Annotated in this window: 23 protein-coding genes and 1 tRNA gene; 9 read left to right on the top strand and 15 right to left on the bottom strand. The window is 60.5% G+C overall.

Going from position 1 to position 24243, the window contains the following annotated elements:
* Position 1 precedes the first annotated feature (1 nt).
* Both DBY20_06445 and DBY20_06440 read right to left on the bottom strand, forming a co-directional pair.
* Positions 2 to 964, bottom strand: coding sequence for a hypothetical protein (locus DBY20_06445; protein PWL78494.1), 963 nt, complete (start codon positions 962 to 964; stop codon positions 2 to 4).
* A 23-nt stretch (positions 965 to 987) separates the two neighbouring features.
* Positions 988 to 1935 (bottom strand): hypothetical protein, encoded by a 948-nt coding sequence (locus tag DBY20_06440; GenBank protein PWL78493.1) that lies wholly within the window; start codon positions 1933 to 1935, stop codon positions 988 to 990.
* A gap of 145 nt (positions 1936 to 2080) precedes the next feature.
* Between DBY20_06440 and DBY20_06435 the strand changes: the two genes are divergently transcribed.
* Positions 2081 to 2743 (top strand): TetR/AcrR family transcriptional regulator, encoded by a 663-nt coding sequence (locus tag DBY20_06435; GenBank protein PWL78492.1) that lies wholly within the window; start codon positions 2081 to 2083, stop codon positions 2741 to 2743.
* A gap of 13 nt (positions 2744 to 2756) precedes the next feature.
* Here the strand turns inward: DBY20_06435 and DBY20_06430 are convergent, their stop codons facing one another.
* On the bottom strand, positions 2757 to 3581 hold the full coding sequence (locus DBY20_06430) for a hypothetical protein (GenBank protein PWL78594.1): 825 nt from the start codon (positions 3579 to 3581) through the stop codon (positions 2757 to 2759).
* Between DBY20_06430 and DBY20_06425 the strand changes: the two genes are divergently transcribed.
* Positions 3455 to 3922: a flavin-nucleotide-binding protein gene (locus tag DBY20_06425; GenBank protein ID PWL78491.1), complete on the top strand. Its 468-nt coding sequence runs from the start codon at positions 3455 to 3457 to the stop codon at positions 3920 to 3922. The genes DBY20_06430 and DBY20_06425 overlap by 127 nt on opposite strands.
* Positions 3923 to 3942: 20 nt before the next feature.
* Here DBY20_06425 and DBY20_06420 read toward each other — a convergent pair whose 3' ends face one another.
* Positions 3943 to 4557 (bottom strand): transcriptional regulator, encoded by a 615-nt coding sequence (locus DBY20_06420; protein PWL78490.1) that lies wholly within the window; start codon positions 4555 to 4557, stop codon positions 3943 to 3945.
* 263 nt (positions 4558 to 4820) lie between these two features.
* Here DBY20_06420 and DBY20_06415 point away from each other — a divergent pair, with 263 nt between their 5' ends.
* The 5 genes from DBY20_06415 to DBY20_06395 all read left to right on the top strand — a co-directional run bounded on the left by DBY20_06415 (position 4821) and on the right by DBY20_06395 (position 7378).
* On the top strand, positions 4821 to 5024 hold the full coding sequence (locus DBY20_06415; GenBank protein ID PWL78489.1) for a xylan 1,4-beta-xylosidase: 204 nt from the start codon (positions 4821 to 4823) through the stop codon (positions 5022 to 5024).
* 39 nt (positions 5025 to 5063) lie between these two features.
* Positions 5064 to 5522: a hypothetical protein gene (locus tag DBY20_06410; GenBank protein ID PWL78488.1), complete on the top strand. Its 459-nt coding sequence runs from the start codon at positions 5064 to 5066 to the stop codon at positions 5520 to 5522.
* Positions 5523 to 5811: 289 nt separating this feature from the next.
* Positions 5812 to 6507, top strand: coding sequence for a pentapeptide repeat-containing protein (locus DBY20_06405; protein PWL78487.1), 696 nt, complete (start codon positions 5812 to 5814; stop codon positions 6505 to 6507).
* 50 nt (positions 6508 to 6557) lie between these two features.
* A tRNA-Gly gene (locus DBY20_06400) sits at positions 6558 to 6632 on the top strand.
* A gap of 2 nt (positions 6633 to 6634) precedes the next feature.
* Complete coding sequence (locus tag DBY20_06395; protein PWL78486.1) at positions 6635 to 7378, top strand: hypothetical protein; 744 nt, start codon at positions 6635 to 6637, stop codon at positions 7376 to 7378.
* Between the two features lie 112 nt (positions 7379 to 7490).
* Here DBY20_06395 and DBY20_06390 read toward each other — a convergent pair whose 3' ends face one another.
* From DBY20_06390 to DBY20_06365, 6 genes are all read right to left on the bottom strand, one after another.
* Positions 7491 to 8000, bottom strand: coding sequence for a dimethylsulfoxide reductase (locus DBY20_06390; protein ID PWL78593.1), 510 nt, complete (start codon positions 7998 to 8000; stop codon positions 7491 to 7493).
* A gap of 2 nt (positions 8001 to 8002) precedes the next feature.
* Entirely contained in the window at positions 8003 to 10168 is a 2166-nt protein-coding gene (locus DBY20_06385; GenBank protein PWL78485.1) for a hypothetical protein, read from the bottom strand.
* A 27-nt stretch (positions 10169 to 10195) separates the two neighbouring features.
* Entirely contained in the window at positions 10196 to 11485 is a 1290-nt protein-coding gene (locus DBY20_06380) for a hypothetical protein (protein PWL78484.1), read from the bottom strand.
* A gap of 221 nt (positions 11486 to 11706) precedes the next feature.
* Positions 11707 to 12486, bottom strand: a complete 780-nt coding sequence (locus DBY20_06375; protein PWL78483.1) for a short-chain dehydrogenase — start codon at positions 12484 to 12486, stop codon at positions 11707 to 11709.
* Positions 12487 to 12498: 12 nt separating this feature from the next.
* Positions 12499 to 13494 (bottom strand): hypothetical protein, encoded by a 996-nt coding sequence (locus DBY20_06370; protein PWL78482.1) that lies wholly within the window; start codon positions 13492 to 13494, stop codon positions 12499 to 12501.
* Positions 13495 to 13506: 12 nt separating this feature from the next.
* A complete protein-coding gene (locus DBY20_06365) occupies positions 13507 to 14706 on the bottom strand; it encodes a hypothetical protein (GenBank protein PWL78481.1) in 1200 nt (399 codons plus the stop codon).
* A gap of 254 nt (positions 14707 to 14960) precedes the next feature.
* Here DBY20_06365 and DBY20_06360 point away from each other — a divergent pair, with 254 nt between their 5' ends.
* Positions 14961 to 16460, top strand: coding sequence for a hypothetical protein (locus DBY20_06360; GenBank protein PWL78480.1), 1500 nt, complete (start codon positions 14961 to 14963; stop codon positions 16458 to 16460).
* Positions 16461 to 16519: 59 nt separating this feature from the next.
* Here the strand turns inward: DBY20_06360 and DBY20_06355 are convergent, their stop codons facing one another.
* Positions 16520 to 16735 (bottom strand): hypothetical protein, encoded by a 216-nt coding sequence (locus tag DBY20_06355; GenBank protein ID PWL78479.1) that lies wholly within the window; start codon positions 16733 to 16735, stop codon positions 16520 to 16522.
* 195 nt (positions 16736 to 16930) lie between these two features.
* Positions 16931 to 17695 (bottom strand): MerR family transcriptional regulator, encoded by a 765-nt coding sequence (locus DBY20_06350; protein ID PWL78478.1) that lies wholly within the window; start codon positions 17693 to 17695, stop codon positions 16931 to 16933.
* A gap of 206 nt (positions 17696 to 17901) precedes the next feature.
* On the opposite strand from DBY20_06350, the gene DBY20_06345 reads away from it, so the two are divergent.
* On the top strand, positions 17902 to 20427 hold the full coding sequence (locus DBY20_06345) for an excinuclease ABC subunit A (GenBank protein PWL78592.1): 2526 nt from the start codon (positions 17902 to 17904) through the stop codon (positions 20425 to 20427).
* 17 nt (positions 20428 to 20444) lie between these two features.
* On the opposite strand, the gene DBY20_06340 is transcribed toward DBY20_06345, so the two are convergent.
* From DBY20_06340 to DBY20_06330, 3 genes are all read right to left on the bottom strand, one after another.
* Complete coding sequence (locus tag DBY20_06340) at positions 20445 to 21500, bottom strand: C-terminal binding protein (protein PWL78477.1); 1056 nt, start codon at positions 21498 to 21500, stop codon at positions 20445 to 20447.
* 119 nt (positions 21501 to 21619) lie between these two features.
* A complete protein-coding gene (locus DBY20_06335; protein PWL78476.1) occupies positions 21620 to 21955 on the bottom strand; it encodes a hypothetical protein in 336 nt (111 codons plus the stop codon).
* Positions 21955 to 24135, bottom strand: coding sequence for a dehydrogenase (locus tag DBY20_06330; GenBank protein PWL78475.1), 2181 nt, complete (start codon positions 24133 to 24135; stop codon positions 21955 to 21957). Before DBY20_06330 ends, DBY20_06335 begins: the two co-directional genes overlap by 1 nt.
* Between the last annotated feature and the right edge of the window lie 108 nt (positions 24136 to 24243).

Raw genomic sequence — 24243 nt, 5'->3', positions numbered from 1 at the left:
ATTAGCGATTCTCCTCGACCACGCGCTCGTAGGGCTTGGTGCCCTTGTAGATCTCGTCCTTGAGCGGATTGAGCTTGAACTTGCGGATGCGATAGAGCTGGTAGACGGCCACGGCGACGTTTGCCGCCAGCGCGATGAGGCTCACCACGAAGAACGCGGTGGGATTGTGCGTGGTGGGAATGGGTGCCAGCACATCGGCAAACTGCGGGACCGTCATGACGAACATGATCCACAGCGCAAGCGTCTGGGCCCGGTGCTGCAACCACGCGCCCCGCTTGATGAAGAAGGTGGGAATGGTGCATGCGAGCAGGAGGGCCAGGCCGCAGTAAGCCGAGTGATCCGAGATGCAGTTGTAGGTGTAGGCGAAGTTCCACAGGTCATACGCGATGATCCAGGGCCAGATCATATCGGGCCAGATCATGTCCTTGGAGGAATCCTTCGAGATGAAGATTCCGAACCAGCCGCAAATCGTGACGATGTTCAAGATGCCCGCAATGCCGTTCATGATGTTCCACGGGCCGGATATGGTCCAGAGGTTCTCCACGACGCCGCCGCTCCACAGGGCAAAGCCAAACACCTGGAAGTCGCGAATGACGGCCTCGGCGATGTTGATGGCGAGGATGAGCGGCGGGAAGCACAGCGCCCACTTCTTCTCGTAGAGATAGTGGACCTTGCCGTCCTTGCCGTTCCACTTGACGAAGCGCAAGGCGATGAAGCCAAGGCAGCCCGCAAGTGCCGAATAGGTCTTCACCCAATTGAACCAGGTGCCGGTTCCGTACTCGTTACCGGGCGCTGCGGTCTCGGGCCAGACGAAGATGGTCAGCGCGATGGGAACGATGGCGAAAAGCGCCAGGCCGGCCCACAGCTTCACGCGTCCCAGTTCGTTGAAAGCCATGAGCGCGAACAGGACGAACAGCCAGATGGCCCAGTAGATGGGATCGGCGGCTTGATACAGAATCCCCATGGTGGTTCCCCTTCCCTCGATGCCTACTTGGAGACTTCGGGCTTGTCGCCCACCTGCTCGTCGACGACGATGGCAGCCTCGGTGCTCACCGGGTCTCCGTACTCATCTATCAGGCCTTCTTCTCGGCCAATGAGGTATTCCTCCCGGGCCTTGCGCCGGCGGAAGGTGACATCGGCCTTTCCGCTGCTCAGCTGGTAGCAGTACCAGAAGACGAACGGGATGCCGATGATGCCGTTGATCATGCCCCACCAGTACATCACGTCGGGATTGAACCAGGCCGCGCTGTTCATGATGGTGGGGAACAGCAACGGGAAACAGCTGCGCAACAGCAGGTGTATGCCCAGGGTGTAGATTCGGCCGGTGATATAGAGCTCCGGCTGCCGCTTGATGATGGGATAGAGCTCGGCCGCCGCCAGGATGCAGCACGTGCTGGCAAAGAACGCGTGGCCCTCGGCATAGACGAAGCACGCGTTCCACGTGGTGTAGAGGAAGTTCCACATGGGCACCGTGTAGGCGATGATCTCGCCGTAATGCGCGGTGTCGTACTTCCAGTACTTGTCGCCGAAGGGCATCGTGACACACAGGATGAATCCGGCCAGGGCGTTCATGTAGTTACCCATCTCGACGTCGCGCAAGGTCGCCTCGGCGATGTTGCAGAACACGATGCCGTAGAGCACCCAGCGCACCCAGCGCTGGCGCATGAGACGCCAAAACGGGGTGTCCTTTTGCTGCACGGCGGCGATGCGCCCGATTCCGGCATAGATGAGCGGCAGTATGACCGACAGGTTCTTGGCCCAGCGGAACCAGTCATCGGCCGGTATGTTCATGATCCAGAACGGGATAGTGGCAAGAGAGACCACCCAGAACCACATGGAGGTGCGGTAGTGACGACGCATGAACTCCGTGAACAACATCAGGAGTATGGTGTATATCACCATCGAAATCGGAGTGACCCAAACAGGAACCGTCATGGCGTGTCTCCTCACCTCGGTGTTTTCCCAGCTAGATGTGGGAAACCAGCCGCAGTGTATCATCTCGGAGTATAATAAGATTTCACATATTTGCCTAATATGTGAAAGACATGACGAAGTCTGCCAACTTAGGTCAGGTGAGAACATGACGACAATCCTCGAATATGGGGAGCGCTCACCGCGCGAAGCTGCCTCGCATGTTCGCCCCCATAGACAGGACCTGAATGAGACACGCCGGCTCACGGGAACGCGCGGCAACATCGCCACGGCCGCCCGCAAGCTCTTCGAGCGTGACGGAGTACGAGCTACCACGGTCAGGGCCATCGCGCAGGAGGCCAACGTGACCCGCGAGCTCGTCTACTATCATTTTGGAAACAAGAACGGCATCATCGAGGCGGTCATCGACGATTATGTCGAGGACCTGGTGGAAAGCGTCATCGCATGGAACGAAGAGCGAGTCTTCGGAGACACCCGGGGCTCGCTCAGGAAGTGCGTGCGCATCTTCCGCTACGCGCTCTACGATGCCGAGGGCACCCCGCGTCCGATGATTCGCGTGCTCGAGGAACTCGGCGTGCGTGACGCGTTTGACGTAAGGGCAACTCGGGAAACGGCGGAACTTCTCTACGATCACATCGCCACCGAATACGCCGCATACCATCAGATAGAGATCGAGCTCGTCTACGAAATGTTCTGCGTCGCAATCTTTGGCCTGGTGGGACTCGTGAAGGTCAAGCCCGACATCAGCGACGATGACCTGATGAAGGTCGTCGAGCAGACCCTGCGCCTCGACATGATCCCCCTCTCGTGAGGGGAAAGAGTCGCTATAGGCTTACGATAGAGCTCGACCAGGCGAGAAGCGCGTGGGCAAGTTCCTCGGTTCCGAAGGCATCGGGGTTGTCGTAGGCATCAAGGAACATCGCCTCTTGCTCCGTTGCGAGCTCTCTCATGGCAGTGCGGCTCGGCGGATACTCGCCGGTCTTGGCATAGTGCAATGCACGCATGACGAAGAAGGCCGATTTTACGCAGACGGCAACGATGGCGTCGAGCGAGCCTTCGGCGAAGACGAGCTCATGGCTCATCGCATGGTAGATTTCCGAAGCCCCTACCTTGGCAGATAGCATCGCATCATCGGCGGTGAATTCCGTATCCATGAAGTCGAAGGAGCCGAACGCGACGCGCGTATCCTGGATCAAGTTGAATACGTCGTGGCGCGGCCATGCGGCGAGCAGCTCCGGCGACCCCGTGAACCCGCAGGCAAGATCGCCGTGGGGCATGGTAGCCAGCAAGGCGCGATAGGCCGCGAGGTCATCGTCATCCAACCCCTCCACGATCAGCACGACGTCGATGTCGCTGTCAGGCCGGGCCTCGCCTCGGGCACGGCTGCCCTGGATACCGACGAGCTTCAGACGAGGACCAAAGGTGCCGAGCACCTTGCCGACGAGGCTATCAGTCCAGCTTTCGATATCGATTTCCTCGTTCATGGGAATCCCCTCTGCCGCGCTACGAAACAAGGAGGGACATGATAGCCGAGGGCGTATACTATTCGCAACGAAAGCTTGCGAGAAAGGAAGCCACCATGGCAGCCATGGCCCAAGACGTGAGGGAACTATTCGAAACGGCCGAGAACATGGTCCTGTGCACGGCATCTGCCGACGGGACGCCCAACGGAGCCGCCATCGGCATGAAGACCGTCATCGACGAGGAAACGGTCTACATCTCCGACCAGTTCTTCAAGAAGACGTTGGCCAACCTGAAGGAGAACCAGAAGGTCGCCGTCGCGTTCTGGACGGGACACGACGCCTATCAGATTCATGGCACGGCACGCTACGTCAACGAAGGTGACGAGTTCGCCGTCCAGAAGGAGATGGTGGACGCCAAGTTCGCCTCCATGGGGCTTCCCATCAAGGCGAAGGGCGGCTGCTTCATCCATGTGGACGCGGTGTACCAGATGGCTGCGGGTCCCACGGCCGGCGAGCAACTGGCATAGGGAGTAAATCGACAGCGGGATTAGCACCCCTCAAGCACGAGGAGCAACCCCGCTAGCATCAATCCAATAACGGCGCCGCCGAGGAGCTTCACCATCACGCCGAGGGCCGGGTGCCTGCGCGCGAAGCCCTGCGAGTCGGGCTCGCCGTCAAACTCCCCCTTGAGGAACCGGTCAATTTCGCGGTAGGTAACGATGTCGTGCTTCTTCTTCAAGCGATCGATGGCGATGGCCATCCCGAATCCGATGGCATAGAGCACGACGAACGTGGCCGCTCCCGCGATGTTGCCCTTGCTCATGCGGGCAAAGCCCGACGGTTCTTGCCAGACTAGCGAGAACACGAGGAGGAAGAGGAAGGCCAGTCCCGAAAAGGCGAGCATGCCAATCGACAGCAGCCTCATCTTGCGCGAGTCCTCCTCGATGGCCTGCTGCATTGCAGCAGCATCCCCTTTGATGAGCTCGTCTATGGAAACGCCGAACAGCTGGCTCAGCAAGAGCAGGCTCTGCACATCCGGATAGGTCTTGTCGGTCTCCCAGTTCGAGACGGTCTGACGCGACACGAATATCGCCTTCGCGACCTCATCTTGGGAAAGGCCATGCTCCTCCCGCTTTGCTTTCAGTTGCCGAGCAAGTTCCATTGCCCTCTTCCTTCCGCTTGCCCATCGGCGTATCCCGATGCCATGTAGACCGAAATGATAGGTCACGCGCCTGACAAAGGGATGCGGATGCCACGAATGCTCTTGTCAAAATCCTTTGACAACTCATCTGAACAGGCATTTTGCGGTAATTATTCGCTTGCAGGCATAGGGACGAATGAGAAGAATGATGTTTGCAAAGGCCGCTTTTCATCAACTCCAAGCGGCACATACACCCTGCGGGTTCACACGAAAGGAATTCCCCGATGAAAGAAAATGGCGATCGTTTCGTCCAGGCATACATGCAACGACATGGCCTGGCGAATCGCACATACGTTCTCGTCGACCGCCAGACTGGAGTGAATTATCTCCTGGCAGGCTTTCTAGCATCTTCTGGTGTCAGCTGCACCGGCATGACCGCGCTTGTTGGTGCAGACGGCAAGCCCATCGTCACTCCCATCGAAGAATAGAACAGGTAAATCATCGATAGCGAAAGGGGCAGAATAACCATGGCTCGCGAGGAAAAGGTATGGGAATACGCAATCGAGGCAGGATATACGCCTCTGGAAGGTAGATGCATCATCGTCAAAGGCGCGGCGGGAGATCTGAGCGAGAAGATCGTCCGATTCTTCAGTGCGTGCGATGTCGCTGTCCTCCAGATGTGCGAAAACGAGATGATCCTGCTTCCCTTCGACCCTTGTTGGTCGACTCTCGAACGGGACGTCTCCCTCGTCGTCCCCTATTCGGAGATCGAATCGGTGAAGCTCGTCGATGACTTGCTCAACGTGATCATCGATATTGAGACGAACAGTGGCGGCGTACGTCTCACCACTCAGCAGAAGGAGCTGAGCGACGTCCGACTCTCGGGCATATACGCCTCGCAATACACCGGTGGATACAAGAACTGGCACGCCGAGAACGTGGATGCGACTCTCACGGCGCTCAGCGAGCTCGGGTGCGCTGCATAAGTATGCCGCGCTTGAATCGCCGCGTTAACGACTCATTATTCTTGCTCCGAACTTGACCAGAGCCGGAAGGCCGGGAACCTGGAGGCGTCGCTTTCCAAAGCGCTGCCTGTGAGGAGGCGGGCTATCTGATCCCGTCCTACGAGAGTCGTTGCATGACTTCCTGACCGTCCAACTCGTGGCTATGGAACGCTAAAGGGAAAGCAGAGGTTGCGTGCGATATCATAGCTAGATAGTAGCAAACATATAAGACGCCCTCTACATTGCATTGGCGCTGAAGAGAAGGAGGGGCATGCACGTTTTTCCTAGTTCAGCACAAGCTGCCTACGACAAGGCGTCATCGTCTTACAAGCTGGCTGCGCCTCGCATAGTCACTTCCCTCGACGAACTGCCTTTGAACGTTCTTTGCGATCCCGACCGTGGAACGCTCGAAGCCGTTGAATTGCGTGGGCTCCATGCTGCGGAAGCGGAATTCGTCGAACTTGAGGTTTCCGGTGGCCGCATCTCCAACTGCCAGTTCCTTGATTGCGACTTCACCGGTGCGCTTTTCACCGATATCGCCTTCGATGGTTGTGACTTCTCCAACAGCGTATTCGACAACGCCGCGTTCACGCGCTGCACGTTCAGCGACAGCAAGTTCGCCGGCGCGTCCTTTGCCGAGGCACTCTGGAAGCATGTCGCCGCAGACGGGTGCACATTTGCCTACGGCGCATTCAACCGATGCCTCTGGAAGACTGTCCATATTCGCACCTGCGATTTCTTGTCAGCGGACATGTCTGAAATGGAACTGCGCGGCATCTCGCTCGATGACGACCGCTTCGTTGGAACGAGTTTCTTTCGCACGAAGCTCGTCGGCCTCGATTTCACGTCATGTCAGCTCGAGGGCATTGCCATATCGGACGCCATGGACGAGGTGTACGGCGCGAAGCTCGGGCTCTATCAGGCCGCTGCGCTGGCCCGGCGCCTTGGTGTCATTATTGAGGAGTAGCCAAAATGACCAGAGTAAAGGATGAGGTAGCGGTATAATGCTCACTCAATGCGGGCGTCGCCAAGTGGTAAGGCCCCAGCTTCCCAAGCTGGTATCCGCGGGTTCGAGTCCCGTCGCCCGCTCCATCATGACCCCACGGCCCCGTTCCTTCGAGCGGGGTCGTATGATATTGGTCGTCATATCTGCGACCCGCGAGATCCAATCGGGAGGGACCATGGAATCAAAGCTCAATTGCATGAGCTGCGGAACCACCGCATGCGAATACACCGATCGCGAAGGACCGGGGTTTTGCGCGCAGGGCGCGGTCTCGTCTGCGCTACATGACGAGGCGCAACGTCTATACGCGCTTCCCGAAAACCACGTCATCATGCAAGCCGCCGCGATGGTCAGCGAGGAGACGGTGAATTCCACACGCGTGCAGGACACCATCAAGTTTGCGAACCTCATCGGCGCCATCCACATCGGCATCGCGTCGTGCACCATCATGCTACGCGAGACGCGCATTCTGGCCAAGCTGCTTGAACAAGCGGGCTTTTGTGTCGAGACGGTTGGCTGCAAGCTCGAGAGCAACCGGAGGGCCGACCTCGACCTCGAGCCCCCGACAAGGGGCGGCGAAGGAGGCGTCGTCTGCAATCCCATCATGCAGGCGCTTCTCCTCAACGAAGCGAAGACGGACCTGAACATCCTCATGGGCATATGCGTGGGACACGACGCCCTCTTCTGCAAGTACTCCGATGCACCCGTCACGACCTTTGCCACGAAGGACTTCCTCGCCGGTAACAACCCGTGCGCGGTGCTGTACACGGCACACTCCTGCTACGAGAAGAAGCTCGCGCGGACCGTGGAGAAATACGGCATCGCCAATGAATGAGGTTTCCATCTGAGCAGAAATCCCGCAGGATTTGCCCCGTCATTTTCCATTGCATCGGAAAAGCCCCGTCGCTCACTCCACCTAACATGACGCGGCGTTCCGGCGTCCGCAACTACACGAGCTTTCGGGCTGCGCTGGCCGCCTTCTCGTCCATCGAGGCATTAACCGGTTCGTAGACGAGCGCGTGGGTCGGGCAGTTCCTGACGCACGCTGGTTCCAGCCCGAACTGCGTTCTGGCATAGCACCCGTCGCATTTCTGCATCTTCCCGCTACTCCCAAAACGAGGGGCCCCAAACGGGCAGGCCATCGCGCAGGCATGACAGCCGATGCACAGGCCATCGTCCACCAGCACGGATCCCGTTGCGGCATCTCGCGTTATCGCCCCTGCAGGGCACGCGGCTATGCACACCGCATCTTCGCAATGCATGCAGGCGATCGAGACGCTGGCGTTGCCACGCTGCCTGCCCGCCAGCTTCCCGGGAACGTGTTCGACGATTCGCCAAGACAAGCCATCCTTCGCGACATCGAGGTCGTTCTGATCCATGCATGACACGACGCACGAATAGCATCCTATGCAGCGGTCGGACTTGAAGACGATGCTCTTGGTATCTTTGGAAGTCATGCCTAAGCCTCCTTCGCATTGACGCTCGTGCGGGCGGGGACCACCTTGCAGAGCAGGGACCTGTATCCCGGGAAGCCCGAAATGGGATCGAGGTAATCGCCCGACATGAGGTCGTTTCCATTGGCCTCGGGCCAGTCATGATAGAGGTGCACGTCACCTTCGCGAATCATCTCGTCCAGATGCGCCTTCACAAAAACGCTTCCCTCCGGCGTCATGAGCTCGACTTCCTCGCCCTCGGCGATGCCGACACGCTTGGCGTCGGCCGGATTCATGTCGCAGACAGGATCTGGCGCGAACTGGCGAATCCAGGGAATGCGGAAGGTGCGACTGTGCTGGAACATGGGCTTGCGAGCACCGACGGACAGGACGAACGGGTACTCCTTGGCAATCTCCGGCTGCGAGACGGGGCTTATAGCCGGCTCCCGGAAAGAGGGAAGCGCCTCGAATCCCTCGCCGTCCATTTCGGAGAGCACGCTGGAGGCAAATTCGAACTTGCCCGACGGGGTCTTGAATCCCTGATCGACGTACTTCCTCTCGGCGGGCTTCTTGAAATCGGGGACGAACATCCCGGCCGGATGCTTCTTGAGCTCTGCAACGGACAGGGCGCTGGGCTCGAGCATCCAATCCAGGCACGCATCGAATCCCGACTCGAGCAGGTCATCGCCCAGACCCAGCTCACGGCTCAGCTGCGCGATGATATCGACATCGGAGCGGGACTGCCCCACCGGATCTATCGCGGGCTGCGAGAGCATCACGTAGCCCATGGGCCAGCACCGCGCTTCGCTGCGCTCCACCGAGGTGCATACCGGCAAGACGATGTCGGCATACTTGGCGCTGTCGGTCAGGAAGGGATCTGCCACCGCTATGAAGTCGAGTTTGCTGAAGGCGTCGATGAAGCCTTGCGAATCGGGGAACATCCTATGGTTGAAGCCCATGCAAAACGCGGCCTTGAGCGGGTAGGGATCCTCGGTCAGAATCTGCCTTGGGATATCGCACGCCTGCGCTTGCGTAGTCAACCGATCCCATACCGGGAAACGGCGGGAGCCAATCCTTTCCGGCAAATCCTTCAGACGGGACGCCAAGGTGAACTCGCCCTCGCGCGTGGGGAAACCTCCCGGTATGTGCACCAGCGAGGGCCTGTTCATGAGGTTCCCACCATGGATGTCGAAGTTGCCGGTCAATCCGATGAGGCAGAACACCGCACGGTAGTTCTGCACGCCATTCGTGTGATGGACCACAGGTGCCGCGCTGGTCATGATACTCGCGGGCTTCGTGGTCGCGTACATCCGGGCCGCCTCGCGAATCAAGCTCGCGTCAACGCCCGTGATGTCCTGCGCCCTTTCCGGAGTCATCTCGGCGGCAAGCTTGGCGTATTCCTCGAAACCGACCGTCCAATTGGCGACGAAGTTGGCATCGTAGAGGTTCTCTTCGATGATGACATTGGCCATCGCAAGCGCCAGCGCGCCGTCGGTGCCGGGGCGCAGCTGCAAGTGAATGTCTGCACGAGCCGCGAAAGGGGTGACGCGAGGGTCGACCACTATCAGCTTCGTCCCCTTGTCCAAACGATTGAACAATCCTTCACATATGAGCGTCCTTGACGCTGCCGGGTTGTTGGACCACATCATTATGCAAGCCGACTCACCGTTGTCCGGGGCTGCAGGCGCACCATAGGTGAGCTGCTGGGCCATGATGGTTGCCGTCGAGCACGTGCTCGATTCGGTGCAGTAATTCGGCGAACCAAAGCTCATGGCAAGACGCTGCAAGAACGGCCTGTGGTGCTTGGGGTAGCCCGCGAAGAAGATGACCGATTCCGGGCCATACTCCGCCTTTGCGGCATTGAGGTTTTTGGCGATTTCGTCCAGGGCCTCATCCCAGCTGATTGGCTCGAACTTGCCCTCGCCACGCTCGCCCACACGCCGCAGCGGGGTCTTCAGCCGGTCGGGACTATAGACATATTGCCGCGTGGCCGCACCCTTCGAGCACAGGCTGCCGTGAGAATGCGGGGCCTCCTTCGAACCCTCGACTCGAATGATCTTGCCATCCTTCACGAACAGGTCAAGCCCGCATTGCGTGGTCGGGTCGCAAATCGTGCAGATGGACTTCTTGATTTCGATGCCCGTCTCCGGACCGGGGACCTTGCCCTTTTCCCTCAGCTCGCGCTCGTTCATCTCTCCTCCGTCTCGCTCATGAAACCGTCAAACATTGGTGAATGCGCCTTGAAGCGCATTGCGGGCTATTTCCGCCTGCATACGCCCGATCGAATCCGTCAGCTTGCCAAAGAGTCCGGCCATGTCGGCTTTTGCCACGAGATTGAAACCGCATAGCAAGGCCCGGCCGTCCTGCAGGATGAGATAGGACTTCATCAGATACTCGTTCTCGGTCTCGATCTCCTCGATCGCGAATGGATCTTCGGCCGACGGAATCATTCCCGCAGCGGCGAACAGCGCGTCTCCGACCTTGATGATGTTCGCGGGAAGAAATCCGTGATATTCCATGCTGCCGGCAAAAGCGGAGGCATCGGATGCGTATGCCCTTCCCTCGTCGCGAAGCTCCCTTGCCATGTTCGCCCCCGCTACCTTACCCTGCTGACGTGCCGCGAGCCAGAGCCCGGCCACCTTGCTTCCTCCAAACAAGCAGGGCGCTTTTGCCACATCTCCCGCCGCATAGACATGAGGGACGCTCGTGCGCATGAAGGCATCGACGACGATTCCCCTATCGGCATGTATGTTGGCATTTTCGATGAAGTCGATGTTGGGGCTCATGCCATGGGCTACGAGAACCGCATCGAAAATTTTCGGTTCTTCCTGGTGGGAAAAGGAAACGCTTGTGGAGCCATCTTCGAGAACGTGGGCTTTTTCGGCAGTCTCGCCGAGCAGGAGCTCTATTCCCTGGTCTTCGAGCAGGGCCTCCATCCTGGAAGCCGCACGGGGATGCGCCGACCCTTTGAGGATATGAGGGCTGCGACCCAGAACGGTCGGCTGCCCGCCCCTGCGGATGCACGCCTCCGCCGCCTTGAGGGCGACCATGGAGGTCCCGGAGATGAGGATGCTGACATGGGGACGTGCGGCAAGCACCGTGCTCAGGCGTTCGGCGTCTTCGAAGGTCCTGAGCGTAAGCGGATCGCATTCGAAAAGCGGGCTTTCGCCCGAAAGCACGGGCGATGCACCTGTGGCTATCAGGCAAACGGAATAGAGCCACTCGCGACCGCTTGCGGCTTTGACGGTCTGGCCTTCCGTATCTAAGGACGTGATCTCCTCGTTCGGGAAGATGTGCGTATTGGCATCGTCGAGCACCGAAGTGAAGATGCTTCCCTGCTCGCGGGCTACGATTCCGGCTGCGTTATACGAAGTCAGGACCGGGCTTTCGCAAAAAGCGGGACCTGCGGTGACGATGTCCACGTTCGCGTCGCATCCTTGCGAGCGCAACGCCTCCACGGCGCTGGCGGCGGCAGGGCCGAACCCAAGAATGACGACATCGTTTGCCATGAATCCCTCTCTGGAAATCTCTGGCCAATAGTAATGCTTGCCGCCAGGGGATTGCAATCGAGGAGCCGCGAGTGCCGAGGAAATTGGCCACCTGGAATGAGGCGGTTGCGCAGAGATGTTGTCTCATTGATGAAAGACCGGCACCCCGGCCGAGCGAGGGACCAGGGCACCGATTGGCTGGATGCGCCGCTGCTCTCCCAGATTGCAGCGGCGCGCGGTTTTTAGAACGTCGTCCAGGCTCCATCAACGGTGATGACGGCTCCGTTCACGAAGTGCGATTCGTCCTGGGCGAGAAAGAGCGCGGCGTTCGCGATGTCCTCGGGCATGCCGAGCAGCGACGAATGGACAAGCAGCTCGCTTGTGCGGCCAAAACCGAAGGGATCCGACGGTGGCATGGTGATGGGAATCTCGGTGACGATGCCGCCCGGCGCGATTGCGTTGCAGCGGATGCCCTTGTGGATGTACATGAAGGCGGTGTTCTTCGTTGCCGAGAGCAGCGCGCCCTTCGATGCGCAGTATGCCGCACCGGCCGTTTGATGCACGGCGCCCACCGAAGTCAGGTTGATGATGCTGCCGATGGTGTCTTCGTCTTCCTCGGCATCCGGGTTGAGCTCGATGAAGGTCTGCACGGCCTTGCGCATAGCACGCATGGGCCCCATCGCGTTCACCGCGAAGCACTCGTCCATCATCGCATCGCTCATATCGCCGATGGCGGTATTGTCGTCCATGACACCGGCGTTGTTCACGAGGACGTCGAAGCACCCGAACTCGCGTACCGCCGCATCGATCATGCCATCCGTCGTCTCCTGGAATGACACGTCTCCCGGAAACGGCACGACCTTGCCCGGCGCGTCCACGGATGCGCAATAGTCGAGCAATCGCTTCTCCTGCTTGTCGACGGCGATGATGTTCGCGCCCTCGTTGGCGAACAGCTCGGTGATGGCATTGCCGATGCCGGCGACCGCGCCGGTGACGACTATGGATTTACCCTCGAGTTTCATTGCGTCCTCCCCCTACACGAATACCTTGTCGCAGATGATGGCGGGTGACTCGTTCTCGCCAACTGTGACTTCCTCGCCGTTAATCGCCTTGGCAGCCTCGATGACCGCAAAGCCGATGTTCTTGTCCACGGTGTAGCCGTAGATTGCCGCACGCACGAACCCGCAGGGCACGCCTTTGCGATACACGATCTCGCGTTGGGCGATGTCCTCATAGGAGTCATTGAGAAACTCGAGGCCCACGAGCCTATAGTCGTTGCCCGCCTCGACCGCGACTTGCAGCGCATCCTTGCCGACGAAGTCCGTATCCATGGCAACCGACCAACCCAGGTCGCATTCATAGGGCGTGAGGCCATACATGTCCTGTCGCAGGGCAAAACCCTTCTCGACCGGAATGCTGCGCACGTACACCTCGAGAATCTGGAGCTCGGGAACGCCCATCTTCTCGCCGGTCTCGGCAAGTGCCGCCTCGATGGCCGGCGATTGCTCCATCGGCACGTAAATCTCGTAGCCGAGCTCGCCCGTGAAACCCGCGCGATGGATCTTCACGTCCACGCCCGCGATGATGTCGTCCATGATCGCGAAGCGCTTGAGGTCGTCAACCGGCTCGCTGGCCAGAGCGTTGATCATGGCAAGTGAGTTGGGCCCCTGCACGGCGTACATGTCCACGCTCTTGGTAATGTCCGTGCACGTCACGTCGAAGCCCTCGTCATGCGCACTGGCCCACTCGAGGAACTGGGGCGCATACAACGTCGAGATCCAGTAGACGTCATCGTCTACGTGCATGACGATGGTGTCGTCGATGATCTTGCCGTCCTCATTGAGCATGGTCGTGTACTTGGAGCGCCCGACCGGCGCCTTTGTCATATCGCTCACGAACAGGTGCTGGACGAACCGATCCGCATCCGGACCCTTCACCTCCACGAGGTCGTGGGTCCAGCGATACCATGCGGCGTTCTCGCGTACGGCGCGTGCCTCGGCGCGCGCAGCCTCGTCTTCCTTGAATAGCATCTCCGCAACCTCCTAAATCATGTGCTTGTCGATCTTGCGGGCGACGACGATGGTCATGTCCTCGTCGTCCATGCCCTCGAACCAGCACGACCACTCGGCGCTCACCAGCGTCTTTACGGCGTTGTGCCACAAGGCCTCGTAACCGATTGCGAGCTCGTCCATCGGCGCCATCTCGAAACGCCCGTTGAAGTCGTCGGTCTTGACCTTGATGCGGACCTCGTCCTTGGTGAAGGCATCGAACTCGCTGGGCACGAGCTGGCAATCCATGAGCGTCTTGATGTAGGCGCCCATGATGCGCGGGTCGTTCTCGCCGATGGAATCCGGGACACCGAGCCAGTCGCGCACGGCGCGCTTGGTGAACGGCTCCATGAACAGGTTCTTGCCCGCCGTCGAGAAGACGATGCGGAAGATGCGGAGGAACTCCTCCTCGTCATCGGGAAGGTCGCGGATGACGGCGAGCGGGAAGGCGACGCACCACGCCCAGCCAAACTCGCACAACCATCGGTAGTCGTATTCCAGGCTGTGTTCCTCGCCAAAGGCGTTGGAGTACTGTCCATTGCGCAGGATCTGGCCATCCTTGACCGTGCGCTCCTCGGGCGTGTCATGAACCGGCATGACCGGCGTGCCCATGTGATCGAGGAATCCCTGCTTGGGCAGTCCGAAGGCGGAGCGACGCTCGGCGACGACGCGGCAATGGCGGTCACCGCAGCCGCGGGCCTCGCACATGTTGAGCGACACGTCGTTCTCGCCCCCGTTGGCGAGGTCGAAGTTCGCGGTGAACATCGCCGTCGTCATGTTGCACAGCTCGGCACCGACGATATCCCACGGGCAGGTATCGAGCTCCTTCTCGACCCTGTCCTTCGTGAACTGGATGACGCGACCGGCCATGTTCTCGGCCTCGTCGCCGTAGTCACCGAAGATGGCCCCGAGCCAGGCGCTCTTCTCGCAAAACTCGGGGATGTTCCAGTCGTCGTAGAACGTGTTGAGGTACTCCTCGCCGGACACGCCCATGTTCAGGTTGTAGGACATCTCGCAGATCGCCTCGGTGCACGTATCGAAGTCTGGTTCGAGAATGCGCATGACCTGGAAGATGTTCGAGCAGAATGCCGCGATTTCGCGGACGGCGTACCGATACGCGTCCTTCTCGGGGATGAGCTTGCCCCATACCGTCTCGACTGCCTTGTGGGAGTCGAGCTTGTCGTGCAATGCCATAGTATCCTCCTTCTCTCGGGATGGAAAACCGCGCTTGGAACAGATACTACGGAGCAAAGTGGCCGCGCTGTATTCTACAAAGCGGAGGTTTGGCACCCATCAGGCAAGGCGTTTCAATGGCACGGAGCATCACATAGAGCACCTACAATCTGTAGGTGTTATCACCTATTTTATGAACGGCTTTTAGGGTTGAATCGCGCATCCACGCGGGGCAAGATACGTATGGTACGGGGCGCCTTTCTAGGGACGGCAGCATGAAGCTCAACGCCGATATCGTTTTCGACAACCTGAATGATCACATCTCCGTCGAGATGCTCGGTCGCAAGGAGAGCGGGCTGCATCTCAGTCGCCCACGCTTCTACACCGGCAACGGCCAGATCTTCGAGAAGGACACGCTCTACATCATCCGCGCCGACAAGCTACCGATGCGCTCGTCGGTGCGCCCCGGTGCGGTGCTGGTCGTCGTGGGCGACACCATGCAGCTCTCGTTCTACAAGAACCGATGCTGCATCATCCACGTCACCGACGACACGGACATCTTCAACGTGTTCAACCTCGTGCAAGACATCTACAATCGCTACGAGACGCTCGATGCCGAGATAGCAAACATCATCAACACCACGGCCGGCATCCAGCGAATCGTAGATGTCGCGGCGCCCGTGCTCGGAACCGACATCCTCGTCCTCGACGAGTACTTCGGGGTCCTGGCGGCGACCGAAAACCAGGCGGGCACCTACCTCGACCTCGCGAACCTCAGCACCTTCTTGGCAAGCGAAGACCTTGCAATGCAGAGGCACGACCCGATCTCCATGACCATTCTCGATGGCAGCTACCTGTGCCAGAACATCTTCGTCGGCGAGGAATACGCCGGAAGCGTGACCTTTGACTACGCGGGGCGCCGGCGCCTGCCAAGCGATGGCGTCATGATCTCCTACATCGCTGACGCGATAAGCCTCGCGATGCGCCAGCTGCCTCCGTCGGAAAGCGGAGACTTCGGAGCCTTCCGCAACGTCATAGCCGACCTCGTGGATTGCGTGACGATTGACCAGGCCCAACGCTCGCGGCTCGAAAAGCTTGGCGGGAAGCGCCGCTACGTCTGCGTGAAGATGGTTCTGTCGAAGGATCTCGCCTCGCTTCCGTACGGCTACATCTGCTCCGAGATGGAAAGCGTCTTTCCCCACAGCATTGCCTTTGCGCACGGCGCGTCCATCGTCGGCCTCATCTGCGTCGATGACCTGTGCGATGAGGATGGGGGCTATCTCGAGCGCCTGAAGGCCGACCTGGAGGAGTTCGTCGAGGCAGTGGGCGTAACCGTCGGCATCAGCGACGCGTTCACGGACCTGCTCAAGGTACGCCTGTACTACGACCAGGCATTTGCCGCGCTCGTGGGGTCGGAGTTCAAGACGCAGGACTCGCGCTGCTACGTCTTCCAGGACTACGCGTTCATGAAGCTCGTGCTCAACGCCATCGGCGACCTCCCGCTCGAGATGTACTTCACCGATGGCATGAAGCGCCTCGTCGAGCACGACCGCGAGGCGAACGTGAGCTACATCGAGACGCTTCGCTGCTACCTGGCAAATAGCATGAGCATAGCCAAGACCGCAAAGGCCCTGTTCATCCACCGCAGCACGCTGCTCGACCGCATCGGGCGCATCGAGCGCGAGCTGGGATGCGACCTCAAGAATCCCGACGAGCGCCTGCGCATCGAGATCCTGCTCAAGGCCCAGCAGATTTACGATGCCATGGGCAGCTAGCCAAAACGAAGGGGACCGCCTCGTGGCAGCCCCCTCGCACCGGCTTGTTCTTGCCTGCTCTATTCCTCGATAGCCTTCAGCTTCTCGTCAATCTCGGCAACCTGCTCCTCGGTCAGACCGGCCTGCGGGAACGAGGCGAGCTTGCGGAAGGTCAGACCGCCGACGAGCTTCATCTGCGGATCCGTCTCGAATCCGGGCGAATACTCGGTGATGACCGCGCAAGCAGCCGGAGACTTCTTCAGCACCTTGACCTTATCGTCAATCGAATAACCCATGGGAACCTCCCTCGAATCGGATGATGAGAAGATTCTAGGGTGCGCCCGAAGCATGCTGATAGCCGTCACACCACAGGGATTCTGCGGGTACGACCCCGCATTTTTGAGGGGCGAATGAGACAAATGCCCAGAGGCGCTGTCTCATCCCACGACGGAAGCCGACCAGGCGAGCAATGCGTTGGCCCTCGTCCACCTCTATCTCCTCGAGGCGCGTACCGCCTTCACCAGAAACTCGGTAGCACCCTCGCCCGCGGCGGAATCGTAGTACTTCACGAAGCGCGGATCGGCCAGGTAGCCCTCTGCGAGCGCGAAGTATTGCTCCGGGTCATAGCCCTCGCCCCAGTGCAGGTCGATCCAGCGCTTGTGCATGCGCACGAGCTCCTGGGCCGCGTCGCTCGCGGGATCGTCGGTTGCCATGGCGATGCGCAACTGCACCTTGATGCTCTCTTCCAGCAGCTCCTTCGCATCCCACTCGTCCTTGGTGAGTGCCATCATGCGCACGTTGCTCGCATCGATGGCCTCATCACCGTACAGGCTACGCGCTTCCTCGCCAAACTCTTGCTCGAAATCACGCAGACCCTGCTCCTTCATCATCTCGAAGGCGTCTTTCGTCGACATGTCTTCCATCCTCTCTACGGTTGCCAACGCGGCTCTCGTCCTCGCGATTGCCGCATCCAATGAGGTTCCCTGCTCCTCGAGGGAACGAAGATGCGCGCGGAGGGCGCTGGCGAGGTCCTCATCTGGGGCATTGATGAGGCGGCGGATGGTGGGAAGCGGCACATTGCATGCGCGCAAGGCGAGCACCCACGCGAGCTGCCGGGCATCCGCATCGCCATAGACGCGATAACCCGCATCGGTACGCTGCGGAGCGAGCAGCCCTTGCTCCTCGTAATGCCGCAGCGTTCGCGTGCTCACCCCGGCTTCCCGTGCCATCTGGCCGATGGTCATGTGCATGGACATTTCCTTCCTCTATCGCGGTCCAAACGCATCTTCGAGAGGCATCCTGCGCTTTGACGTTGCGTGAAGGTCAAGAGGAAATGTAGCGTTGGCGGTAAAATAAAACAAATACCCCGTGTATTTGACTTATCCGAGGGACCACTATGACGAACACAAACGAAGAGGCGAGGTGCAAGGTTGGCGGGCTCGTCTTTCGCGAGCCGGCGGATATCGAGGTGCGCGGCGCACGCGTCCACAACCTGAAGGACATCAACGTCGACATCCCACTGCATCAGATGGTCGGCATCGCCGGCGTTTCCGGGTCCGGCAAGAGCTCGCTTGCGTTGGGCGTGCTGTATGCGGAGGGAAGCCGCCGCTACCTGGAAGCGCTCTCCACCTACACACGCCGCCGCATCGGCCAGACGACACGCGCCCAAGTTGACGAGGTGCTGCACGTACCGGCTGCCATCGCGCTGCGCCAGCGCCCGGCCGTGCCTGGCGTGCATTCCACCTTCGGCACCTCCACCGAGCTGCTGAACTACCTACGTCTCATGTTCTCACGCCTGGGTAGCCATGAGTGCCCGAACGGCCATCACGTGCCGCCCAGCCTCAACGTCGCCGCCGAGAAGCCCATCGAGTGTCCCGTCTGCCATGTGAAGTTCTACGGTCCCAGCGCCGAGGACCTCGCCTTCAACAGCGCGGGCGCCTGCCCCACCTGCGGCGGCACGGGCGTCGTGCGCGAAATCGACGAGTCCACGCTCATCTCGGATGACTCGCTCACGCTCGAGGAGGGGGCGGTCGCACCGTGGCGTCAGCTCATGTGGTCGCTCATGCCGCAAGTCGCCAAGGAGATGGGCGTGCGCATCGACGTGCCATACCGTGACCTCACCGATCACGAGAAGGACATCGTGCTGCATGGCCCCATGGAAAAGCGCCACATCCTCTACGTGCCCAAGAACAAGGACCACGCCACCGAGCTCGACTTCACGTACTACAGTGCCGTCAACACCGTGAAAAACGCGCTTGCCAAGGTGAAGGACGAGAAGGGGCTTGCCCGCGTGTCGCGCTTCCTCAAGCAGGGCACCTGCCCCGATTGCCACGGCACGCGTCTGTCAGCCAAGGCACGCTCGAGCCTTCTGGACGGCATGAACCTGGCGCAGGCGACCGCGCAGACGCTCGACGAGCTCGCGGATTGGGTGCCGGCCCTGCCAGGCAAGCTGCCCGAGGAGATGCGTCCCATGGCCACGTCCATCATCTCCGAGCTGCGCGAGCCCATGCAGCGCCTGCGGCAACTGGGGCTTGGCTACCTGAGTCTCGACCGCGCCGGCTCCACGCTCTCCAACGGCGAGCTGCAGCGCGTCCAGCTCGCGCGTGCCGTGCGCACGCGTACCACCGGCGTGCTCTACGTGCTCGATGAGCCCTCCATCGGCCTGCACCCATCGAATGTCGAGGGCTTGCTCGGCGTCATCGACGACCTCATGGGTGATGGCAACTCGGTCGTGGTCGTCGACCATGACCTGCGCGTGCTCAGAAATGCCGATTACCTCGTGGAGATCGGCCCCGGCTCCGGCTCTGATGGCGGCCGCGTCATCGCCCAGGGCACGGTCAAGCACGTCGAGAATGATCCCGCATCACGCATCGGCCCGTATCTTTCAGGCGCGAAAAGCGTACATGTGCGCAAGCGTGCAAATGACGAGGACATGTTCGATAACGGGGCCATCGAGCTGGAGACCGGCCCGCTGCATACCGTGAAGTCACTCAGCGTGCGCATTCCCGTTGGGCGCATGACGGCCATCACCGGCGTCTCGGGATCGGGCAAGACTACGCTCATCCTCGAGAGCCTGATTCCGGCTTTGCGGGCCATGCTTGACGGCAACAAGTTACCCGCTCACGTGCACGAGGTCGATGCAGGCGACATCAAGCGCGTGCATCTTATCGACGCAACGCCCATCGGCGCAAACGTTCGCTCGACGGTGGCGACCTACTCCGGCATCATGGACGACCTGCGCCGCGCCTTCGCATCCGCGCCTGCGGCCAAGGAGCGCAAGCTCAAAGCCGGCGCCTTCTCGTACAACACGGGCAGCTTGCGTTGCCCCACCTGCGATGGCACGGGACAGATATCGCTTGACGTGCAGTTCCTCCCCGACGTGGACATCCCCTGCCCCGATTGCCATGGCTCGCGCTATGGCGAGGAAGCATACGCGGTACGCCTGCCACTGGAAAACGTCGACGCATGCATCGATGGCACGGATGAGAAAACGTCGTCGGATACCAAGGAGCTCGCGCTTCCCGATGTGCTCGCGCTCACGGTAGACGAGCTGCTGTGCATGGCGACGGGCAGCATCGCCAAAGCCAAGACCAAGCTCCAGACGCTCTCCGACCTGGGGCTGGGATACCTCACGCTGGGCGAGGCCACGCCCGCGCTCTCGGGTGGCGAGGCGCAGCGCCTCAAGCTCGCCGGCGAGATGCACAAGAAGCAGGCAGACGCGCTCTTCGTCTTCGACGAGCCCACCATCGGATTGCATCCGGCAGACGTCGAGGTGCTGCTACGCGTCTTGCAGAGACTCGTCGAGAAGGGCGCGACGGTCATCGTCATCGAGCATGACCTCGACCTCATCGCGAACTCCGATTGCGTGATCGACATGGGACCAGGCGGCGGTGAGGCGGGTGGCGAAATCGTCTGCGCCGGCACGCCCGAACATGTCGTCACATGTGCGGACAGCGTGACGGGAAAGTACCTCAAGCCGCTACTGTGACGCGACAAACCACTCCGTTAGCCCGCGAGCACCTCGGCATTCACGCAGCTTTCGGGCTTCTTGCCGAGCACCACGTCGATGGCGTTTTGCGTGCAGCGTGTGCGTAGCTGGACGGCCGATTCCTCCGACCAATAGGCGGCATGCGGCGTGAGCACCGTGTGCGGTGCCTTGCAGATGGGCGCATCGGGCGAGACGGGCTCCTCCTCGAACACGTCGATACCCGCCCCCCAGAGATTGCCGGCAACAAGTGCGTCGGCCAGCGCGTCGGTATCCACCACCGCGCCGCGCGAGGTGTTTATCACGATGGCGTCGGGCTTCATGGTGGCGATGCGCTTCGCATCGAGCAGATGATGCGTCTCGGGCGTAAGCGCCGTGTGAAAGCTCACGATATCGGCCCGTGCAAAAAGGTCATCCAGACTCACGTACGGGAAGTCCTCCGGCGTGAAACGCCCCGGCACGCCCTTGCGGTCCCAGACCATGACATCAAAGCCAAGTCCGCGGGCCTTGCGCGCCGTCGCCCGTCCGATATGCCCGTAACCGACAATGCCGAAGCTGCGCCCCTGCACCTGCCCGAGCGGGCGGCGTTTGTGAAAGTCCCACACGCCCTGTCGCATATCGACATCCATCTCGTTAATGCGACGCAACACGCACATCGCGAGCGCAATGGCGTGATCGGAGACGACCTCCGTACCGTAGCCGGGAACATTGCAAACCGCAGTACCGTTCTTGGTGGCCGCAGCCACGTCGATGTTGTCGACACCCGTGCCCGTCTTGCTCACGACCTTGAGCTTGGGCAGCGCCTGGAACACCGCGGCGGTATAGTCACCATATGAAGTGATGGCGCCATCGGCATCCTGCAGGTGCTCGATGAGCGCCTCGGGAGCACGGTCATCCTCGTTTCCAAATGCGGCGAACTCGATGCCAGCAGCCTCGACCATTTGCCTCTCGAGCGCAGTATCCCCGAGATCGAAATCTGACACGACGATTTTCGACATGGCATGTTCCTTCGAACGATGAGCGACATAACGAGTATAACCCGTCTGCTTCCATCTTAGAGCTTTCGCGTGCCGCATGCAGGCTTTTATTCGCGTCACACGATAGACACGCGTGCGAAGGCGGGATCACCGGGCCTATGGCAAACCCGATGGTCCCGCCTCCTCATCTGCCCCAGCGGGCATACGCGAAGTTCCCCCTAGGCAGTGTAGATGGCACAATGGCGCCCCGCTGCCTCCTTCACAATCTCGACGAACGGACCAATCTTGAGGCACTGCGCGGCACATCCCGTCACGCACAGCGGATTCGGATCGGCTTCATAACACACCTTGCACTTGTCCAGCACAGGCGCGACCTCGTGATACTGTCGCAGCTCCCCGCCCACCAGGAACGGCTCGCGACGAATGACCTTCAGCCAGTCCTCATGATAGGGATAGCGATGGGTCTCCCTGCACGCCGCCTCGCAGCCGTAGCAGCCGATGCAATCGTCCAGGTCCAAAAGCATGGCGATTCCGCCACCATCAACACGACTCATTACAGCTCACCCCTTCCGGGCTCGATCTTGCAGAGGAAAGAACGCATGGCCGTAGCACCGTAGCCAGGCTCGGCAGGCTCAGACGGAACGAGCACGTTACCGTTGGCCTTGTCCCAACCGTAGCCGGGCAGCCCCAGCGCCTCGCATTCGTCACGCCAGGCGGGACGCGGAATGAACACGACACCCTTTTTGGCCTCGCGCGACACGAGCGCCTTGGAGATGATCGAGCCGCGCGGCGAGGAGATGGTCACCCACTCGCCATCGGTCACCTTGTAGGTGGCGGCATCGTCCGGATGGATGACGACGAACGGCTCGGGGTAGAAGTAGCGCTGGGCGGGCACGTTTGTCCACGCGGAATGGAAGAAGCTGTAGACGCGATGCCCCGTCGAGCCGATGAGCGGGTATTCCTCGGCCAGCTCGGGCGTGGAATAGGGGCTCTCGGCCGGCTCGGTGTAATCTGGCAGCGGGTCGTATCCGAACAGCTGCATGGTCGGCGAGGAAAACTCGATCTTGCCCGTGACAGTCGGGAATCCCGGCTGACCGTCGGGGCGCAGCATACCCTTCTCGTACTTCTTGTACACCGGCTCGGCGGTGAGGTCGGCGTTACCGACGACGCGCACCGGCACCCCCTGGAATTCCTCCCAGGTGAGGTCGAAGTCGTAGAACTCCTTGAGGCGCCAGAGGACCATTTCCTTCTCGTCCTTCCAGGGCCATTGCTCGGGATTCATGCGCTTGCCCCATTGCAACCAGAACCACCAGTCATCCTTGCACTCACCGGGCGCGGGCACGGCCTGGTCAAAAGCGAGGATGAAGGGGCCGTCCAGTTCTTCATCGTACGTGCAGCGTTCCGACCAATCGGCCGTGGGTAGCACGATGTCAGCCAGCTGGGCCGTGGGCGAAAGGTAGAAGTCCTTCACCACGACGAGGTCGAGATTGGGACTGGTCATGGCCTGATAGGTCAGGTTGGCGTCCTCATAGCACAGCAGCGGGTCATCGGCGACGGCGACGAACATCTTCACGGGGCGCGGCTCGCCGGTGATCATGGCCTTGAAGACGGAGTTGGGATCGTTGGAGCGACCGAAGGACTTGTACAGCGGATGCTTTTCTCCGCCGAAGGTGAAAAGGTCCGGGCGGCCCGGGTCCTTCGTCGAATCCCACAGCGTGATCTTGTCATCCAGCATAACCGAGAAGGCCACGGGCACGTTCACGCCGCCGGGCACGTCGATGTGGCCCAGAAGGCCCTGGAGGCATGCGATGGCGCGACCGTTCTGGATGGCGTTCGTATGCATGCAGCCCGGCCCGAGACCGACCATCATGCCTACGGGACCATCCTGGCCCATCATGCGGGCGGCGGTCACGACCTGCTCGGGCTCGATCCAGCAGACATCGGCCACCTTCTCGGGTGTCCACTCCTCGACGCGCTGCTTGAGCTCGTCGAAGCCGAAGGTCCAATCGGCGATCCACTGCTCGTCGTGCCAGCCGTTCGCGATGATCTCGCGCATGATGCCGAGCGCAAGTGCTCCGTCCGTGCCGGGACGCGGCTGAATGGCCAGGTCGGCATGCTTGGACATGTCCTGGAAGCGCGAGTCGATGACGATGAGGTTGGCACCGGACTTCTGGTTGTCCAGGATGCGCTTCATGATGCCGCGCTCCATGGCGGGGTTCTGGCCCCATAGCACCATGGTGCCGGAATTCGCCAAGTCACCATCAGCCGGAGAGAAAATGCCGAGCGAGATGGCGTTGGGCAGGATGTGCGGCATGAGGCACACGTGCGTGGGCACGAGACTCCAGCCTTCCAGGCCCAAAGTGGAGTTGAGACGGCAGTGCCAGTGGTTCGTGGTGCGGCCAGTGCCCTGGCCAGTCACGATGGCTTCCGGCCCGTACTCCTCGATGATGCGGCGGGACTCGCTCGCAATGGTATCGAGCGCCTCGTCCCAGGTGATGCGCTCCCACTCCCCGCTTCCGCGCGGTCCGACGCGCTTCATCGGATAGAGCAGGCGGCCTTCGGTGTTGTTGTGGATCTCGCGCTCGGACATGCCGGCACCGCAGATAACACCAAAGGACTTGGGATTGTCAGAATCGCCCTCAATCTTGACGATCTCATCGCCATCGGAGTAGACGATCACTCCGCATCTGGCGTGACAGGTGGTGCAAACGGTTCGGGTCTTCTTGATGGGCATGGTACCACTCCCTTCGACGCCGCATGGCGGCAGACGTTTGCCTTGCGCTCATTATCCGCGGGCAAGATAGGAGAACGCAAACAGAAAGAAGTTACGAGCCCACAACCA

This window comes from Coriobacteriia bacterium (genome assembly GCA_003149935.1).
Taxonomy (GTDB): Bacteria; Actinomycetota; Coriobacteriia; order Coriobacteriales; family QAMH01; genus QAMH01.
This window is presented reverse-complemented; position numbering and strand designations above follow the sequence as displayed.

Coding starts and splice junctions, on each gene's coding strand:
- DBY20_06445 (PWL78494.1), bottom strand. CDS start 964: ATGGGGATTCTGTATCAAGCCGCCGATCCCATCTACTGGGCCATCTGG.
- DBY20_06440 (PWL78493.1), bottom strand. CDS start 1,935: ATGACGGTTCCTGTTTGGGTCACTCCGATTTCGATGGTGATATACACC.
- DBY20_06435 (PWL78492.1), top strand. CDS start 2,081: ATGACGACAATCCTCGAATATGGGGAGCGCTCACCGCGCGAAGCTGCC.
- DBY20_06425 (PWL78491.1), top strand. CDS start 3,455: ATGATAGCCGAGGGCGTATACTATTCGCAACGAAAGCTTGCGAGAAAG.
- DBY20_06430 (PWL78594.1), bottom strand. CDS start 3,581: ATGCCGTGCACAGGACCATGTTCTCGGCCGTTTCGAATAGTTCCCTCA.
- DBY20_06420 (PWL78490.1), bottom strand. CDS start 4,557: ATGGAACTTGCTCGGCAACTGAAAGCAAAGCGGGAGGAGCATGGCCTT.
- DBY20_06415 (PWL78489.1), top strand. CDS start 4,821: ATGAAAGAAAATGGCGATCGTTTCGTCCAGGCATACATGCAACGACAT.
- DBY20_06410 (PWL78488.1), top strand. CDS start 5,064: ATGGCTCGCGAGGAAAAGGTATGGGAATACGCAATCGAGGCAGGATAT.
- DBY20_06405 (PWL78487.1), top strand. CDS start 5,812: ATGCACGTTTTTCCTAGTTCAGCACAAGCTGCCTACGACAAGGCGTCA.
- DBY20_06395 (PWL78486.1), top strand. CDS start 6,635: ATGACCCCACGGCCCCGTTCCTTCGAGCGGGGTCGTATGATATTGGTC.
- DBY20_06390 (PWL78593.1), bottom strand. CDS start 8,000: ATGACTTCCAAAGATACCAAGAGCATCGTCTTCAAGTCCGACCGCTGC.
- DBY20_06385 (PWL78485.1), bottom strand. CDS start 10,168: ATGAACGAGCGCGAGCTGAGGGAAAAGGGCAAGGTCCCCGGTCCGGAG.
- DBY20_06380 (PWL78484.1), bottom strand. CDS start 11,485: ATGGCAAACGATGTCGTCATTCTTGGGTTCGGCCCTGCCGCCGCCAGC.
- DBY20_06375 (PWL78483.1), bottom strand. CDS start 12,486: ATGAAACTCGAGGGTAAATCCATAGTCGTCACCGGCGCGGTCGCCGGC.
- DBY20_06370 (PWL78482.1), bottom strand. CDS start 13,494: ATGCTATTCAAGGAAGACGAGGCTGCGCGCGCCGAGGCACGCGCCGTA.
- DBY20_06365 (PWL78481.1), bottom strand. CDS start 14,706: ATGGCATTGCACGACAAGCTCGACTCCCACAAGGCAGTCGAGACGGTA.
- DBY20_06360 (PWL78480.1), top strand. CDS start 14,961: ATGAAGCTCAACGCCGATATCGTTTTCGACAACCTGAATGATCACATC.
- DBY20_06355 (PWL78479.1), bottom strand. CDS start 16,735: ATGGGTTATTCGATTGACGATAAGGTCAAGGTGCTGAAGAAGTCTCCG.
- DBY20_06350 (PWL78478.1), bottom strand. CDS start 17,695: ATGTCCATGCACATGACCATCGGCCAGATGGCACGGGAAGCCGGGGTG.
- DBY20_06340 (PWL78477.1), bottom strand. CDS start 21,500: ATGCGGCACGCGAAAGCTCTAAGATGGAAGCAGACGGGTTATACTCGT.
- DBY20_06335 (PWL78476.1), bottom strand. CDS start 21,955: ATGAGTCGTGTTGATGGTGGCGGAATCGCCATGCTTTTGGACCTGGAC.
- DBY20_06330 (PWL78475.1), bottom strand. CDS start 24,135: ATGCCCATCAAGAAGACCCGAACCGTTTGCACCACCTGTCACGCCAGA.